Origin of the sequence: Halomonas sp. BN3-1, from assembly GCF_003056325.1 — a bacterium.
GTDB classification, from domain to species: Bacteria; Pseudomonadota; Gammaproteobacteria; order Pseudomonadales; family Halomonadaceae; genus Halomonas; species Halomonas litopenaei.
Map to the genome: position 1 here is coordinate 131,881 of NZ_PYVV01000008.1, position 16,330 is coordinate 148,210.

Annotated in this window: 16 protein-coding genes; 6 read left to right on the top strand and 10 right to left on the bottom strand. The window is 64.0% G+C overall.

Features of this window, described 5'->3' with window-relative positions; all coding sequences use genetic code 11:
- Positions 1 to 80 precede the first annotated feature (80 nt).
- The 4 genes from C9F12_RS12515 (at position 81) to C9F12_RS12530 (ending at position 7,272) form a co-directional block, all read left to right on the top strand.
- Entirely contained in the window at positions 81 to 1,544 is a 1,464-nt protein-coding gene (locus tag C9F12_RS12515; RefSeq protein ID WP_108449081.1) for a TolC family outer membrane protein, read from the top strand.
- A 92-nt stretch (positions 1,545 to 1,636) separates the two neighbouring features.
- Complete coding sequence (locus C9F12_RS12520; RefSeq protein ID WP_071211120.1) at positions 1,637 to 3,034, top strand: efflux RND transporter periplasmic adaptor subunit; 1,398 nt, start codon at positions 1,637 to 1,639, stop codon at positions 3,032 to 3,034.
- Positions 3,031 to 6,225 carry an efflux RND transporter permease subunit gene (locus C9F12_RS12525; RefSeq protein WP_108449082.1) on the top strand — a complete coding sequence of 1,065 codons (3,195 nt, stop codon included), beginning with the start codon at positions 3,031 to 3,033 and terminating at the stop codon, positions 6,223 to 6,225. The genes C9F12_RS12520 and C9F12_RS12525 overlap by 4 nt, the downstream gene beginning before the upstream one ends.
- A gap of 306 nt (positions 6,226 to 6,531) precedes the next feature.
- On the top strand, positions 6,532 to 7,272 hold the full coding sequence (locus C9F12_RS12530; protein WP_052704358.1) for a hypothetical protein: 741 nt from the start codon (positions 6,532 to 6,534) through the stop codon (positions 7,270 to 7,272).
- Positions 7,273 to 7,323: 51 nt separating this feature from the next.
- Here C9F12_RS12530 and C9F12_RS12535 read toward each other — a convergent pair whose 3' ends face one another.
- Positions 7,324 to 7,938: a TetR family transcriptional regulator gene (locus tag C9F12_RS12535; protein ID WP_108449083.1), complete on the bottom strand. Its 615-nt coding sequence runs from the start codon at positions 7,936 to 7,938 to the stop codon at positions 7,324 to 7,326.
- 182 nt (positions 7,939 to 8,120) lie between these two features.
- On the opposite strand from C9F12_RS12535, the gene C9F12_RS12540 reads away from it, so the two are divergent.
- On the top strand, positions 8,121 to 9,155 hold the full coding sequence (locus C9F12_RS12540) for a succinylglutamate desuccinylase/aspartoacylase family protein (protein WP_045992886.1): 1,035 nt from the start codon (positions 8,121 to 8,123) through the stop codon (positions 9,153 to 9,155).
- 247 nt (positions 9,156 to 9,402) lie between these two features.
- Here the strand turns inward: C9F12_RS12540 and dusA are convergent, their stop codons facing one another.
- A complete protein-coding gene (gene dusA / locus C9F12_RS12545) occupies positions 9,403 to 10,407 on the bottom strand; it encodes a tRNA dihydrouridine(20/20a) synthase DusA (RefSeq protein WP_275886757.1) in 1,005 nt (334 codons plus the stop codon).
- 137 nt (positions 10,408 to 10,544) lie between these two features.
- Between dusA and C9F12_RS12550 the strand changes: the two genes are divergently transcribed.
- Positions 10,545 to 11,597 (top strand): site-specific integrase, encoded by a 1,053-nt coding sequence (locus tag C9F12_RS12550; RefSeq protein ID WP_108449085.1) that lies wholly within the window; start codon positions 10,545 to 10,547, stop codon positions 11,595 to 11,597.
- Between the two features lie 53 nt (positions 11,598 to 11,650).
- On the opposite strand, the gene C9F12_RS12555 is transcribed toward C9F12_RS12550, so the two are convergent.
- From C9F12_RS12555 to C9F12_RS12585, 8 genes are all read right to left on the bottom strand, one after another.
- Complete coding sequence (locus C9F12_RS12555) at positions 11,651 to 11,866, bottom strand: hypothetical protein (protein ID WP_108449086.1); 216 nt, start codon at positions 11,864 to 11,866, stop codon at positions 11,651 to 11,653.
- Between the two features lie 144 nt (positions 11,867 to 12,010).
- Positions 12,011 to 12,268: a pyocin activator PrtN family protein gene (locus C9F12_RS12560; RefSeq protein ID WP_108449087.1), complete on the bottom strand. Its 258-nt coding sequence runs from the start codon at positions 12,266 to 12,268 to the stop codon at positions 12,011 to 12,013.
- Positions 12,265 to 12,546, bottom strand: a complete 282-nt coding sequence (locus tag C9F12_RS12565) for a hypothetical protein (RefSeq protein WP_108449088.1) — start codon at positions 12,544 to 12,546, stop codon at positions 12,265 to 12,267. Before C9F12_RS12565 ends, C9F12_RS12560 begins: the two co-directional genes overlap by 4 nt.
- On the bottom strand, positions 12,543 to 12,692 hold the full coding sequence (locus C9F12_RS22560) for a hypothetical protein (RefSeq protein WP_162816470.1): 150 nt from the start codon (positions 12,690 to 12,692) through the stop codon (positions 12,543 to 12,545). The genes C9F12_RS12565 and C9F12_RS22560 overlap by 4 nt, the downstream gene beginning before the upstream one ends.
- Positions 12,682 to 12,897 (bottom strand): TraR/DksA C4-type zinc finger protein, encoded by a 216-nt coding sequence (locus C9F12_RS12570; RefSeq protein ID WP_108449089.1) that lies wholly within the window; start codon positions 12,895 to 12,897, stop codon positions 12,682 to 12,684. The genes C9F12_RS22560 and C9F12_RS12570 overlap by 11 nt, the downstream gene beginning before the upstream one ends.
- A 2-nt stretch (positions 12,898 to 12,899) precedes the next feature.
- Positions 12,900 to 13,289 (bottom strand): hypothetical protein, encoded by a 390-nt coding sequence (locus C9F12_RS12575; protein WP_108449090.1) that lies wholly within the window; start codon positions 13,287 to 13,289, stop codon positions 12,900 to 12,902.
- Positions 13,286 to 13,624: a hypothetical protein gene (locus tag C9F12_RS12580; RefSeq protein WP_108449091.1), complete on the bottom strand. Its 339-nt coding sequence runs from the start codon at positions 13,622 to 13,624 to the stop codon at positions 13,286 to 13,288. Before C9F12_RS12580 ends, C9F12_RS12575 begins: the two co-directional genes overlap by 4 nt.
- Before the next feature lie 21 nt (positions 13,625 to 13,645).
- Entirely contained in the window at positions 13,646 to 16,312 is a 2,667-nt protein-coding gene (locus C9F12_RS12585) for a toprim domain-containing protein (RefSeq protein WP_108449092.1), read from the bottom strand.
- Positions 16,313 to 16,330: the final 18 nt, after the last annotated feature.

Consider the following 16,330-nt stretch of genomic DNA (forward strand, 5'->3'; position numbering starts at 1 on the left):
CGTCCCTGGTGTGATGTCTCTGTGGCCTGGTCAAAGGGACTTGTGGACAACGCCGAGCAACAGATCCGAGGATGCTATCAATGACGCCTTCCCGACCAGTCCCCGTCACTCTGACCTCGCGGGTTCCTTCTCGCCGCCGCCTTCTGTGTGCCGCTGTCGCCGCCCTGATGATAGGCCAGGTCCAGGCCGCCGATCTGTTGACCATTACCCGCGACGCGCTGGACAACAACTCCGAGTTGGCCTCCGAGCGGTCCACCACCAGTAGTGCGGAAGAAGGCATCAACGTCGAACAGGCGGATCTCAATCCTCAGGTGACCGCCTCTGGCGAGGCGGCCTACAACCATATCTTCGAGACCCAGTCGCAGTCCGGCTTCAGCGGTACCGGCAGCGATGACGACTACCTCAGCTACGGCCTCAACCTGCAGGCGACCCAGAAGCTCTACGACGCCCTGAACAGCCGCGAAGTGAACGTGGCCGAGGCCCAGCTGGAGCAGCAGACCTACACCCTGGCGGCTACCGAGCAGCAGGTGTTGATCGACACCTCGTCGGCCTACTTCGATATTCTGCGTGCCTACGAGATCCTCGAAGCTCGCAGGGCCCAGGAGCGCGCCATCGGGCGTCAGCTCGAGCAGGCCCAGGAGCAGTTCGACGTCGGTTTGATCGCGATCACCGAGGTCGAGGAAGCGCGGGCGACCTTCGACCAGTCCCGGGCCGACCGGATCGTCGCCGAGAGTGACCTCCAGGTGGCCTTCGAGGCGCTGGAGCGCTTGACCGGCAAGCGCTACGACAGCATCGAGATGCTCCAGGACGACCTGCCCATTGCGCTGCCCGAGCCGTCCAGTCGTGATGCCTGGATCGAGCTTGCCATCGAGCGCAATCCGGAACTGCTGGCGCAGCAGGTGGGTGTCGATGTGGCGCGTGAGCGGATCGATGTGGCCAGGGCCGCCGATCTGCCGGTGGTGGAGGCCTTTGCCAACTACGCCTACAGCGACGACGAGCGTGACAACTTCGAGGACTACAACTCCAATAGCCAGGTGGGCGTGAGCGCCAGCATGCCGCTGTACACCGGCGGTCGGACTAGCGCCTCGGTGCGCCAGACCACCTACGACCTGGAGTCCAGCCAGTACGACTTCGAGTCCCAGCGCCGCGAGACGGTGCTGCAGGTGCGCTCGCTGTACACCCAGGTCAGCAATGACGTCTCCACGGTGGCGGCGCGCAAGCAGTCCATCGTCTCCAACCAGAGTGCCCTGGATGCCACCCGCGCGGGCTACGAGGTGGGTACCCGCAACATCGTCGACGTGCTCAACGCCGAGCAGAACCTGTACAACGCCATCGCTGACTACGCCGATGCCCGTTTCAACTACGTGATCAACCTGCTCAGTCTGCACCGTCAGGCGGGGGTGCTCGACGCCCAGGATATCGCCGAGCTCAACGCCTTCCTGGTCGAGGAAGGGCAGGTGAACTTCACCCTGCCGGAGCAGGGCGAGGCCGATGAATACGACGCGGTTCTCGATATCGGCGCACCGCCGAGTCAGGACGGCTGACGCACGCCTTGACGTCCCGGCTGACCGCCTCCTCCCTCGAGGCGGTCAGCGCCCGGCATCTGACGATCCAATTACCCCGAAGGAATCAAGGGATGAAAACCACCATCTATCGCGGCCGCCTCTGGGCCGCACTGGCGGCGGCATTGCTGCTGGTCGGCTGTGGTCAGGAAGAAGACCCGTCTGCCGGCCAGGCCGGTGGTCAGCCACCCGCCAAGGCCATCGAGGTGGCCGAGCTGGCCTACCAGGACATTCCTCTGGACAAGTCCTACCCCTCCAAGCTGATGAGCGAGCAGGAAGTCACCCTGGTCGCACGTGTCACCGGTGTGCTCGAGGAGCGCAAGTTCGAACCCGGCGATCAGGTCGAGCAGGGTGAGAGCCTCTACACCATCGAGCCGGACCTGTACGAGGCCACCGTGGCCCAGCGCGAGGCCGACCTGGCCAGCGCCCAGGCCGAGCTGTCGCGGGCCGAGCGTGACGCCAATCGTTTCCAGCAACTGGCAGCCCAGAACTCGGTGAGCCGTCAGCAGGTCGACCAGGCCCTGGCCGACGCGCGCGTCGCGCGGGCCAGCGTGGCCCAGGCCGAGGCGGCGCTGAAGAGCGCCCAGCTCGACCTGGACTACGCCGAGGTCACGGCGCCGGTGTCTGGCGTGATCGGTCTCAGTGAGGTCAATGTCGGCAACCTGGTGTCACCCAATACCGAACTTGCCACCATCACTCCGCTGGACCCGCTGGAGGTCCGTTTCCAGATGCCTCAGAACGACGCCTTCGAGCTGCGTCGTCAGTTGAAGGACATGAGCATCGAGGACATCGCCGCCTCGCTCGAGGCGTTCTCTTCGCGTGGGGATGAGCCTGCCGTGCTCAGCGGCCACCTGGACTTCCTTGGCTCCCGTGTCGATCCCGAGACCAGCACCGTCCAGGCGGAGGCCACCTTTGCCAACCCGGACGGCGCGGTTCTGCCGGGTCAGTACGTGCGCGTGAAGATCGAGGGGCTGGCGCGCTTCGGCGTGCTGGCGGTGCCGGAACTGGCGTTGACCCAGGGCCTGATGGGCCCGCAGGTCTACGTGCTCGATGACGACAACGTCGCCAGGGCGCGTCCGGTGCAGCTCGGCGAGCTGGCGGGCGCCTGGCAGATCATCCTCGACGGCGTCGAACCCGGCGAGCGAGTGGTGGTCGGTGATCCGGGCAGCCTGAAGCCGGGTACCCCGATCGATCCCCAGCCGTTTGACGGCGACGCCGAGGCACTGATGCAAGAAGCCCAGTACGAGCAACAGGGGCAGGGCGCCGGCCAGGCCGCGCCCGAGCAAGCTGAGCAGGAAGCGGCGGCGTCACCGGGCGAGCCAGCGGCCGATCAGAGCGGGCAGGGCACTGCCGAGAGCGATGGTCAGGGCGAGGATGCCGCGAGTGCCACCCAGGCCGCCCAGCAGGCGCCGATGAACGCGCCGCAGGGCGATCAGGAGGCCGAGGAGGCTCGAGGAGAGGGTAACGAATGAATTTCGCCAACTTCTTCATCAAGCGGCCGATCTTCGCCTCGGTCCTGGCGATCATCCTGACCATCATCGGGGCGATGAGCATGCGGGTACTGCCGATCGAGCAGTATCCCAGCGTGGTGCCGCCCACGGTGTCGGTCAGCGCCACCTTCCCGGGTGCCGATGCCGAGACCGTGGCGCAGACGGTGGCCGCGCCACTGGCGGAGGCGATCAACGGCGTCGAGAACATGCTCTATATGAACTCGACCAGCTCCGACAACGGCTCCATGAGCCTGAGCGTGGCCTTCGACATCGGGACCGACGGTGATATCAACACCATCAACGTCAACAACCGGGTCCAGGGCGCGCTGTCCCAGTTGCCCGAGGCGGTGCAGGAGCAGGGCGTCCAGGTCGAGCTGCGTTCCAGCTCGATCCTGATGCTGGTGTCGTTGATCTCGCCCCAGGACGACTACGACAACATCTACATGCAGAACTACGCCACCCTGAACATTCTCGACGAGCTGCGCCAGATTCCCGGCGTCGGTGAGGCCGAGGTGCTGGGCGGTGGCGAGTTCGCCATGCGCATCTGGATGGACCCCAACAAGCTGGCCGAGTACGACCTGACCCCCACCGAAGTGGCGGCGGCGATTCGTGCCCAGAACACCGAGGTACCGGCGGGTAGCCTGGCGTCCACGCCGATCGACAGCCCGCGAGCCTTCACCTACACCATCACCGCCGGCGGACGTCTGTCCAGCGCCGATGACTTCCGCGATATCCTGCTGCGCACCAACGAGGACGGCTCTGCGCTGCGCCTGGATGACGTCGCACGGATCGAGCTGGGCGCCTCCTTCTATGGCGTCGAGGCGCGCCTCAACGGCGCCATCATGACGCCGATCATGATCCAGCAGCAGCCGGGCGCCAATGCCCTGCAGACGGCAGACATGGTCAAGGAAAAGATGAACGAGCTGGAGGTGCGCTTCCCGCCGGGCCTCGAGTACGTGGTGCCCTACGACACCACCCTGTTCATCGACGCCTCGGTGGAAACCGTCTTCCACACCTTTATCGAAGCCTTCCTGATCGTCGGCGTCATCCTGTTCATCTTCCTGCAGAACTGGCGCTTTACCGTGATCGCCATGTCGGTGGTGCCGGTATCGGTACTGGCCACCTTCGCAGGCTTCTACGTGTTCGGCTTCTCGATCAATCTTTTGACGCTGTTCGCTCTGGTGCTGTCCATCGGCATCGTGGTGGATGACGCCATCCTGGTGGTGGAGAACGTCGAAAGGGTGCTGTCGGAAGACGAGGAGATCACGGTTCGCCAGGCCACCATCCAGGCCATGAAGGAGGTCGGTGGGCCGGTTATCGCCACCTCGCTGATCATGGCGGCGGTGTTCGTACCGGTGGCCTTCCTCGGCGGCTTTACCGGGCAGATCTATCAGCAGTTCGCCCTGACCATCGCCATCTCGGTGGCGTTCTCGGCGCTGATGGCGCTGACCTTCACCCCGGCGCTGTCGGCGATCTTCATCAAGCACGACCTGCACAAGAAGGAATCCTCCTTCATGCGGGCGGTGCGCACCCCGCTGCGCCTGTTCGACCGCTTCTTCGATGGCGTCACCAGGGTGTTCATGGTGGCGGTCAAGGCGCTGGTCAAGGCCTGGGTGCTGACCCTGCTGCTGGTGGGGCTGGTCGGGGCCGGTTCCTTCTGGCTCTACGAGAACACGCCCTCGACGCTGGTGCCGGAAACCGACCAGGGCATCGCCCTGGCAGCCGTCAGCCTGCCGGACTCGGCATCGCTCAGCCGCACCAAGGCCTACATGGCCGAGGTCAGCAAGCGCATCGAGGAAGTGCCAGGTGTGCGCTATTCCTCGGCCATCGCCGGCTACGACATGCTGACCAGCTCGGTCAACACCGCGCGCGGCATCATCTTCATCAACATGGACAACTGGGACGAGCGCGAGACCACGGTGGATGACCTGATCGGCCGGATCTTCCAGATCGGTGCCGAGGTCGACGGCGGCAACGTCATGGCCTTCAACATGCCGCCGATCATTGGCCTGTCCACCACCGGCGGCTTCACCGGCTACCTGCAGTCGTTCTCCGGTGCCACCCCCGAGGAGATCTACCAGGCCTCGCTCAAGGTGATGCAGGCGGCCAATCAGGATCCGGCGCTCAACCAGGTGTTCTCGACCTTCAGCGTCAATGTGCCGTCCTTCCGCGCCGAGATCGACCAGCAGAAGGCGCTGAGTTATGGCGTGTCACTGACCGACCTCAATGCCACTCTGTCGAACACCTTCGGCAACGGCTTCGTCAACTTCTTCAGCTACCAGAACCGCAACTTCCAGGTGTACCTGCAGAACGAGGCGGAGTACCGCGACACGCCAGACGATATCAACAATGTCTATGTGCGCGGCGGCAACGGTGAGCGCATCCCCTTGTCCGAGTTCGTGACCCTCGAACGCACGGCCGCACCTGCAGTGGTGACGCGTTTCGGGGTCTACTCGGCGGCCCAGTTCCAGGGTGGCCCGGCGGAAGGCTACTCGTCGACCCAGGCGCTCCAGGCCATGGAGCGGATCGTCCAGGATACGCTTGGCAGCGACTGGGGCATGGGCTGGACCGGTACCGCCTACCAGGAGAGCGAAGCGGGTAACGCCGGCACCATCGCCATCATCTTCGGCATGGTCATGGTGTTCCTGATCCTGGCGGCGCAGTACGAGAGCTGGTCATTGCCGCTGGCGGTATTGACCGCCACGCCGTTCGCCTTCCTCGGGGGCATCGCCGGTATCGCCATGCGTGGCCTGGATACCAGCGTCTATGTCCAGATCGGGGTATTGGTGGTCATCGGCCTGGCGGCCAAGAACGCCATCCTGATCGTCGAGTTCGCCGAGCTCCAGCGCAAGGAGATGGGCAAGAGCATCCGCGAGGCGGCGATCACCGCGGCGGAGCTGCGTTTCCGGCCCATCGTGATGACCTCCATGGCGTTCATCTTCGGCACCCTGCCGCTGGCCATGGCCACCGGCGCCAGTGACACCAGCAGCCACCACATCGGTACCACGGTGGCCATGGGCATGGCCTCGGTGGCGATACTGGGTAGCTGTTTCGTGCCGTCGTTCTACGCCATGATCGCGTCCCTCTCCCTGCGCTTGTTCGGAGAGCGTGGTTCCGACGACGATGAGGACGAGAACGCCTCAGAAGCCAAAGGCACTGCCACCGATCATTGAACGGGGTGGGCGGGTCAGCATGACCGCCCCTCATCGGTAAAATGGTTGATGCAGGTCAAGGCGCCGCCTTTCCAGGCGGCGCTTTTTTTTATGCTGCAGAGGCGGTGAGTCGCTGGTGGCAGGGGGGCTTTTTGTTGCGTATTACACGCTTGTGGCGAACCTGGGCGAGGTGTGCAGTGCAGCATATTGTGCGTTGCAACATGCTGTCACCAAAGGAAAAGTTGGGATGTACGGGTCGAGGTTTGTGGCCCATGGCGCTATGCTGCGGGTAGCAAGTACGCAAGTGGCAACGCCACGGGAGGTGGTATGGACATAACGCTGATCAGGGACATTGCCCTGAGTTTTCCGCTGATTCTGTTCACGGTGCTGCTTCCACTCGTCGCGCTCTACTGGATCCTGGTGGCATTGAAGCTGGTGCCGCTGCAGCTGTTCGAACGTGACAGCCTGCGTGACGATCATATGGCCAGCACGATGGTATCGCTGGGGTTTGCCGGGGTGCCGGTGACGGTGGCCTTGACCGCGCTGATCCTGTTCGCTGCTGTCTTCACGCTAGTGGCGGAACTGCTGATTCTGCAGTGGGTCAACTTGGCGATCGTGATCGTGCCGCTGGGCATCGTGGTGCTGTGGGGAGCCTTTGCGCTGTCGTCCCCGCTGGCATCCCGCTTCTGTCGGGTACTGTTGAAGCGCTATCGCGATCGGCCCTCGTTCAACCGCCGTTGCCTGCTGGGCGAGCGTGTTCAGGTGGTCGGCTTCATCGATGGCCAGGGGTGCTGCCGTGCGGTGCTCTGCTCGGACGGAACCCGGGAGATCTGCCTGAGGGGCAAGCCGGGGGCGATGCCGCGGGAAGGGGAAGTACGGGTGCTGGTCAAGTACCTGGAAGAGCACGACAGCTTCCGCTCGGTGGCCGAGCAGGAGTTCCTCGATGCGCGTACCCGGCTGGTAAGGCTCAAGCTGATCGAGCGCCATGAACCGGTACCACCCCATGAGGCGCCGACGCACGGGCATCACTACCACGGCCATCGTCACTCCCACGGCCATCAGCATTGAAGCGTGTCGAGCCCTTCTCGAGTCGATCGCGTAGCAGTTCGCGACGACGGGTCAGTCGCGACCGATCAGGCTGATCAGGTCATCGACCAGGGCAGGGCCTCGTTCACTGAGAGTGAAAGCCTGGGGCGCCCGTAGCCACTCCCAGAACAGCCCGCTCAGGGCATAGTGAAACAGGTCGGTGGCACGCTCCGGGCTAAGCCCGGGGCGTAGCTGCTGCTTGAGATCAGCCTGCTTGAACTGGCGCAGCAAGGCCTGGCAGGTTTCTCGGGCGATCTCGGCCTTGGCCTCCAGCGGGTCGAAATCGTCGGTACGCTCGCAGTGGTGCAGCAGGATACCGTGAACCCGGCGGTGGCGCGGAGTATCGGCCTGACGCAACCCGACATGACAGCTCAAGCGAATGGCCTCCAGCGGGTGGTGATCGACCGAGGAGTCGTCGAGCTCATTGAGCAGGTCCTCGAACGGCAGATGGACACGCTCCAGCATGGCCCGGAACAGATCGCCCTTGTTGCGAAAATGCCAGTACAGGGCGCCCCGGGTAACGCCGGCCCGTCGCGAGATGACCTCGAGCGAGGCGCGCGAGACGCCGCGCTCGAGGAACACTTCCTCGGCGGCATCGAGCAATGCGGCTCGGGTGGCGGCGGCTTCTTGCTTGGTACGGCGGGGCATGGGGGCGGGGCGCTCCGGCGGTGGGTCAGTCCGCGTATTCTACCGGACTGGCCCCGCGAGATCAGCGGCATCGATACGCGCACTGAGGTAAATTGGACTCGTTTTGGCGACGTCACAAAGGTATAAGGACGACAGGTGCTGTCGTGTTTTCGACGGCGCGGCATGGCGACTAAGGAACTTCCATGGCAAGAGCCCCCTTCGAACTGGCCGGCATTACCGTCAAGCCGGGCACGCGTGCCCAGATCGACGTGCCGGTGGCCAAACTTTACACCCATGCACCGCTGGATATCCCGGTGGAGGTCGTTCACGGACGCCAGCCAGGCCCCACCTTGCTGGTGTGCAGCGCCATCCACGGCGACGAGATAAACGGCGTCGAGATCGTTAGGCGTCTGTTGCGTTCGCGCCAGATCAACCGTCTGCGCGGCACCCTGATCGCGGTGCCGATCGTCAATATCTTCGGCTTCGTTCAGCACTCTCGCTATCTGCCGGATAGGCGCGATCTCAATCGCTGCTTTCCCGGCAGTGAATCAGGCTCGCTCGGGGGGCGTATCGCGGCGCTGTTTCGCGAGCAGATCGTCGATCACGCGACCCACATCATAGACCTTCATACCGGCGCCATCCACCGCACCAACCTGCCGCAGATCCGCGCCCAGCTAGGTGACGCCGGCGAGGAGACCCGGCGCATGGCCGACGCCTTCGGCGCTCCGGTGATCCTCAACGCCGAGCTTCGCGAAGGCAGCCTTCGCCACTACGCCCAGACTCGCGGTACGCCAGTGCTCACTTACGAGGCCGGCGAGGCGCTGCGCTTCGACGAGTGGGCGATCACCGCTGGTGTCCGAGGGGTGCTGCGGGTGATGCGCCGGCTCGACATGCTGACCGGCGAGCAACGCCGTCGCAAGCCACCGGCAGCGGAGGTCGCCAATGGGTCGAGCTGGGCGCGTGCGCCCATCGACGGCATCCTGAGGCCCAAGGTGCGCCTGGGAGCCCGGGTCGCCAAGGGGCAGGTGCTGGGCAAGGTCGCCGATCCCTTCGGCGAGACCGAAGGCGAGATCCTGTCCATGGCCGACGGCATCGTCATCGGCATGAGCCGGCTGCCCCTGGCCAACGAAGGCGAGGCGTTGTTCCATATCGCCCGCTTCGACGCCATCGAAGAAGCCGAAAGCGCCATCGAGACCTTCCATTCGAGCCTGGAGCCGCCGCCCGATTCACTCTACTAGGCCTCAAGGCATGAAGCGGTTCACCCAGGAGCCAAGGTTGCACATGCAGGTGAGCACTCGCTTACCTTAAGGCATGAGGGTGGCGATAGGGGTAGCGGTAGGGCTAGCGAGACAGATGTCCAGAGGGCTTGATGAAGATCGAGTCCCCAACCCCGGACCCAATAAAGAACGGCCGAGTAGATCGCTCGGCCGTTGTCTTTTTTGCAGGGCAGGTTTGCCCGTGCAGCGGAGTGTCGTGCAGCTGTTGTCAGGCGCTGGCGGGCTCCGGCACCAGGCCCAGGGCATCGTCGAACACCGCCAGGCCCGCGCCGTCGCGATGAGCGTTCTCCGACAGATGTCGACGGAAGCGGCGCCCGCCGGGGCAGCCCTGGAACAGGCCAAGCAGATGGCGGGTGATATGGTTGAGCTTGGCACCTTCTTCCAGGCGGCGCTGGATGTAAGGGCGTAGCGCCATGGCGGCGGCGTGGCGACTGTCAGCAGGCCCCGGCTCGCCGTAGATCGCCTGGTCCACCTGGGCCAGCAGCCAGGGATTCTGGTAGGCCTCGCGACCCACCATCACGCTGTCGACGTGATTAAGCTGCGTCTGGCACTCCTCGAGGCTCTTGATGCCGCCGTTGATGCCGATATGCAGATCGGGGCGACTGGCCTTCAAGCGATGCACCCGCGGATAATTCAGCGGCGGCACGTCGCGGTTTTCCTTGGGGGACAGCCCCTGCAGCCAGGCCTTGCGCGCGTGCACGATAAACACCTCGCAGCCGGCGTCGGCCACCTGGGTGATAAAGCGCTCGAGATCGGCGTCCTCGTCCTGATCGTCGATCCCGATACGGCACTTCACCGTCACCGGAATCGACACCGCCTCGCGCATCGTCGCCACCGCCAGCGCCACCTTGTCCGGATGACCCATCAGGCAGGCCCCGATCAGGTTGTTCTGGACCCTGTCGCTGGGGCAACCCACGTTGAGATTGACCTCGTCGTAGCCCCACTCCTCGGCGATCGCCGCGCACTCGGCGAGTTCTCCTGGATCGCTGCCACCTAACTGCAGCGCCAGCGGATGCTCCACCTCGTCGTAGCCGAGGAAGCGCTCGCGCGGACGCCCGTGAAGGATCGCACCAGTGGTCACCATCTCGGTGTACAAGAGCGTCCGGCGCGTCAGGGTGCGCGCGAAGACGCGGTAGTCGCGGGTAGTCCAGTCCATCATCGGCGCCACAGAGAAAGTTCTATCCAGCGTGGGGCGCGGGATGTCAGGCTTCATGCGGGTTGTGGGGGTTGCCTTCTCAATCATATCTGTACATATTTACAGTAGTTTTTGCCCGTTTTTCGCGACTGCTTGGTACTGATTTGGTACTCGTGGTGCTGGAGTCGCGTCGATTTGGTACCAAGGAGGGAGCGGTGGCGACGATTCGTAAGCGCCGAAAAAAGGACGGCAGTTTCTCATACATCGCCCAGATACGCATCGCACGCCAGGATCTGGATCACTCCGAGTCGCGCTCGTTCCCGCGCAAGGCCATGGCGGAGGAATGGGCGAAACGACGTGAACTGGAGTTGGCGAGTCCGGCAGGTGTCGCCCAAGCACGCTGGAAGGGGGTGACCCTGGACGACGCCATCGAGCGCTACCTGCATGAGTTCGCCCAGGGCGCCGGACGCTCCAAGCGCGCTACCATTGAGCAGCTACGCCGCTTTCCCATCTCCAGGGTAGCGATCACCGAACTCACCAGCGAGCAGGTGATCGAGCACGCTGTGATGCGCCGCGACAGCGGCATTAAGCCCTCGACGATCAACCAGGACGTGGTGTGGCTGGGGATCATCCTCAAAACTGCAGCGGCGGCATGGAAGATGCCGGTGGAGCTCAACGAGTTCGAGTCGGCCAGGCTGCTGTTGCGCAGCAAGGGTGTGATCGGCAAGTCGAGTGCCCGGGACAGACGTCCAACGGTAGGGGAGCTTGAGCGAATACGCGCTTACTTCCAGCGCTCGCAGCGGATCCGGCCGAGTGCCATCATCCCCATGGAAGACATCATGGACTTTGCGGTGGCCACCTCACGGCGCCAGGAAGAGATTACGCGCCTGCTGTGGTCGGATCTCGACGACGAGGCCATGACCTGCTGGGTGCGTGATGCCAAGCACCCACGCCAGAAGTGGGGCAACCACAAGCGCTTCAAGCTGACCCACGAGGCCATGGCCATCATCAAGCGTCAGCCGCGTTGTCAAGGGGAAGACCGGATCTTCCCCTACAACGGTAAGTCGATTGGCACCCGCTGGCGGGCGGCAACAGCCGCCTGCGGCATCGAGGACCTGCGCTTTCACGACCTGCGCCACGAAGCGACATCCCGCCTGTTCGAGGCGGGATACGAGATCGTCGAGGTGCAGCAGTTTACGCTCCATGAAAGCTGGGATGTGTTGAAGCGGTATACGCATCTGCGTCCAGAGACGTTACAGCTGAGATAGCCTTAAACCGCTAATGTGGTGTCAGTAACGCCTCCTTGAAGGGAGGCATCCGATCAGTCCATTTTTTCGTTAATATCGTTTTTATTTAGTACCCAGCGGCAATTTTTGAGTTCCTCCTCAGTTCGGGCCAGAGCTCGTTCGAGCTCGTGGTCTGGTCTAGCCTTACGTTTCTCCAAGTCGCGGATGTAGCTACCCAGCAGGTCGATTTCGCTTGCTGAGAGAGATCTTTGGGCAGAGGCGGAGAGAATTTGATCTATGCGGCGGGCCATACTTCTATCCTTGAATTCCGAAGGTTGTGCCCGTCAATCTACCCGATGCTGTCACGGTCCTGCACTGAACCTCTCAGACCAATGATGAGCGTCAGCAAACGGGCATGACGGCCCTGGGCATGACAAACAGCAAGTATCAACCGACTACCCGTTGACCTGTTTCCAGAGCTGATGTGCCTCAGCCCGTTGCTTATCCAGGTACTTGGCAAGATCCACAGCACTGACCAGCCAGGGAGACTTCTGAGAGTCGCCGGCGCGGTAGGTGGGTACTGGCAGGGCCTGGGCTCCTGCGCGGATGCTGGCGGTGCGCGGGCTGATGCCGAAGTAGCGGGGCGCCACTTCATCGAGTGGCAGCTCGGAGCGCCCGTTGAACTCCGCTAGCAGTCCAAAGTAGGTGTTCATGGTTGGCTCCTCCTTTTCCAGTGATGATAGCGCTGCTGAATGGTCCGCAGCACCGCTGCGGACTTGGGGCGATGATCCAGCTCGGCGCGGCTGTTGACGCCGCAGGCGGCGCAGAGCCAGTCGCGAGCGTCCTGTTCGTTGTGGGTGCCGTCGGGTAGCTGCTCGGCGGTCAGGCCAAACTTGTGGCGCCGACGCCGGTCCAGGTAGAGCCGAAAGCCCCTGTCCTTGCAAAGCAGGGCGGCGGCTCTGGCCAGGACGCCTCCTTTTCGCTCGTTCATGGCTCGTCCTCATTCGCATGTTCGTTACGCTCCGGATCGAACAGGTCCAAGGTCTCGCGGCTGAGTTTCCAGGCTTCCCAGGCCAGCAGTAGCGTCATCAGGATGGCCACCGCGGCAATGATGATGAGGATGGTGTCAGCGGACATGGCGGCGTTTCCTCTCGCTCAGTTCCTGGCACTGGATACAGGTGGTGGCCCAGGGCGCGGCCTGGCGGCGAGCGGTGGGAATCTCGTCGCCGCACTCCTCGCATTCGGTGTTGGTGGCGGTGGCCGTCGGCAGGCGGCACAGCGTGAGCGCACCTTCCATGCGACGTTCCATCAGTTCGCTGGCGATATCGGCGTTGTCAGCCATGATCAGTCCTCTTCCTTGTGGGTCTCGGTGTTCCAGAAGCGCTGCATCAGGCGGTCTCCGTCGTCCAGGTACTCGTGCAGCTCTCGGGGGGTGTAAGTGGCCCACTCGATCAGGGTTAGCGCGGCGCGCTGCAGGTCGCGATCGATGACCCGCAGGCGAGTGAGATCCAGCGGCCAGGTCGGGCCGTTGTAGGCAGCGAGCAGAATGCGTCGGCAGTGTTGGCTCTGTCCGGTGTGTCCGCTGGCGACGTCGACGAGGCGGCGCAGTGCCTCGGGTCCGACCAGTTCAAGCTGCGCTCGGCGCTGTTCGGCGTCGGCCTCCTGGGCGAGGATCTTCTCCATGGCCTGGCGGCTTCGCTCGCGCAGGCGTTCGGTAACGCGGTGCATAGTCATGAGGCGCTCCTTGCGTGGTGCGGTTGTTGCGCTGCCCGGTAGGCGTGTTTTGCGGGCAGGTGTGCGATGGCGATGCCAAGCTTGTCGGCGATGTGGTCGAGCCCGGCGTCGGTGAGTTCGGTGCGGCCGTAGTGGGTCCAGCCGCACGCGGGGTGCCAGTAGGTGCCGGTGGTCACCAACAACAGGCGGGTGTTGCCGCGCCTCTTGTTTCGGTAAGGCCCGGTCGGCAGGTTGTCGGCGCCCAGCACGCCGGCCTCGCGCAGGCGGCGGGCCAGGGTGTTGCGGCCGAGGTTCAGCAGGCCGGCGGCCTGGTCGAGGGTGTAGGTACGCTGCATATGGGCCTCCTTCGTTGCCTGCTATGCCTGGAACACCCAGCACTTCACGCTCGCGCCGTTGAGGCGGATGCGGGAGCGCACGGTACGGTTGGCGTCGACGAACTTGCGGGTCTTGCTGGCCTTGAGGTAGCGCTTGAGCTCGCGCATTTCGGGCACGCGCAGCTTGTATTCACCGCAGTAGCGCTCGAAGTCCTTGAGGTTGATGGCGATCAGATCGCCATCGCCGCCGTAGTGATCGAGTACCGGCTCGGCCTTGAGTCCTTCGAGGTAGTCGAAGGCCTCCCAGAACTCGGCGACCAGGGGGTGGTCTGCGCTGATTGCCTGTTGGCGTTCGCGGGCCATCTGCCAGACATGGCCGATGGCCACGTCGATGGTCGGGCCGTTGAACAGGCCGAGTCCGTCGGGACCTAGGCACTCCACCAGGGCCGCAAGCTGACCGTGGCACTTGGCGATACGCAGCACCTTGATGTCGGGATCTTCGGCCAGGCGTTCGGCGAAGGGCTTGGCGCGCTCGTTGATCAGCCCGAGCAGCTCGGCTTCGCGTTGGGCCACGTCCAGGGCGAACTGGCTGACGTGCTTGAGCTCGGCCTTTTCCAGCGCCTCGGCGAGTTCCTTGGTCTGCCGGTTCTGGCCCGCACGGGTGAAGTGCAGGTGGCAGATGCGTGTCTGGATCGCCTCGCCGGCCTGCACGGCGGCGTTCTGGCTGATCACGATGGAGCCGCGAAAGGGCGGCTCGTAGGTGTCGTTGCCGCTGTTCTTCACGCCCCGGGCGCGGATCGAGCGGCCGTTGAAGGCGGTCTTGAGCTCGTCCCAGTCAAACTGCTTCTGTTTGGCGCCGCCGTCCTGCTCGCGGTCAGACTCGATCAGCACCACCGGCAGGTTGGAGACCTGGGCGAAGTTGCGTGAGCGCGCAGGCATGGTGGCCTTGGAAGGGTCGAAGCCCTCGTAGTCGCGGCGACCGACCAGCTTCCACAGGAACTCGATCAGCGTGGACTTGCCGGCACCGGCCTCGCCGACGATCTCCAGGAAGGGAAAGCTGCCCATCTCGGCGCGGATCTGTTCGGCCAGCAGGCTGCCCAGCCAGAACGCCAGGGCGATCACGCCCTTGGCCCCGAAGGCGCCGAGCAGTTGAGTCGTCCAGTCAGTCTGGTAGGCCTCGCGGTCAGGGTTAAGGTGCAGGGTCACCGACTGGCTCAGCGTCTTGAGCTGCTTGCGCGCACCGAGTTCGAAATAGTCCTCGCTGTTGATGCGTATCAGCTTGCCACCGGCGACGGCCAGGTCGCCGAACACATAGGCGGCGTGTTCCTTGCTGTAGCCGATGAAGTCGATGGTCTCGACGGTCTTGATGCCGCCGATCTGGTCCTGGAGCAGGGTGTCGAGCTGCTGACTGGTGCCGGTCCAGACGGCGCCGGGCGCCACGCCAAGCAGGCGCTTCTTGAACTCGCTGGCACTGGCCAACTGGCCACCGCTGAAGGTGTTCTTCACCGGGGCGCTGCCGTCGGGGAATTCGACGCGGTAGTAGTACCAGCTCTCGTCGGTGACAACGTTAGCCTGGTAGTACAGCGCTGTGGGGAAACAGGTGCAGATGCGCTTAACGCTGCCGGCCTGCTCGAGGGCGGCGTCGCGGATCGCCGGGTTCAGGCTTTGCTGGTCGCCGCCATCTTCCCCCTCAGCGCGCACGGCGCGATCGAAGGCGTCGATATCGAGCTTCCACCACCACAATTGACGCTTGTACTCGAACCAGAACTCCCGCCGCTCGCTGCGCTTGTAGATGATCAGTGCCTTGGCCATGGCGGAGGGAGCCAGCAGCAGGGCACCGTGGTGGCGGTAGGTCTCGCGGTGCTGCTCGGTCAGCTCGCCGCGCTGGTGGCAGTCGTTCCAGTCATGGCGGCCGTCGCCGGGAATCTGTGCGGCGCGGCACTCCCAGCCGGCGGCCCTGGCGTGGGCAACATGCTTGACGGTAGCGTTCTGGCCTGCCCGGTTACCATCCAGCGCCCACACCAGGGTGGGGCGCGTGGTTCCGACGCCGTGGGCGGCATCGGCCAGGGCCTTGAGGGCGACGTCTGGATAGTTGGCGCAGCTCATCGCCGATACCGCGGCAATGCCATGGTGGTACAGGGCGATGGCGTCGAAGATACCCTCGACGATCCACACCTCGCCGGCCTCGACCAGGTCAGCGGCGGTCAAGGTCGGCGGCTGCCACCAGTTGCCCTTGTAGCGGCCGACGAAGTTGGCCTTCTGCTTACCGAAGCGCTCGGGATTGTCGAGTAGCCGTTCCCAGTAGACTCCGCCGGGCAGAGTGAAGCGCACCGTGGTGCTGCCGCCAACGTTGGGCTTCCAGTAGCTCTCCTGGCTGTACCAGCCCTGGATGCGATCCAGATCGAAGCCCCGACCGTCGCGCAGGTAGCCGTCGGCGACGGACGTCTTGCTCTTGGCTTGAAGCGCTGGCGTGCCGTAGCGCTCGCTCCAACTGGCGAACAGCTCGGGAAACAGCTCCTTGATATGAAACTGACTACCACAGTTGTTCTCGCGCCCACACTTCAGCATCCAGGGCGACTCACTGGAGATGTACGCTTCGCGCTTGCCGCAGGCGGGACACACCACCTTTTGCAGGTAGTGACCCCGCTCTTCGGCGCGGTAGTCACGAATCAAACGCGCAAGAATGTCCTGGCGCAGCGATGGATTCACGCTGGCCTCCTTATGATG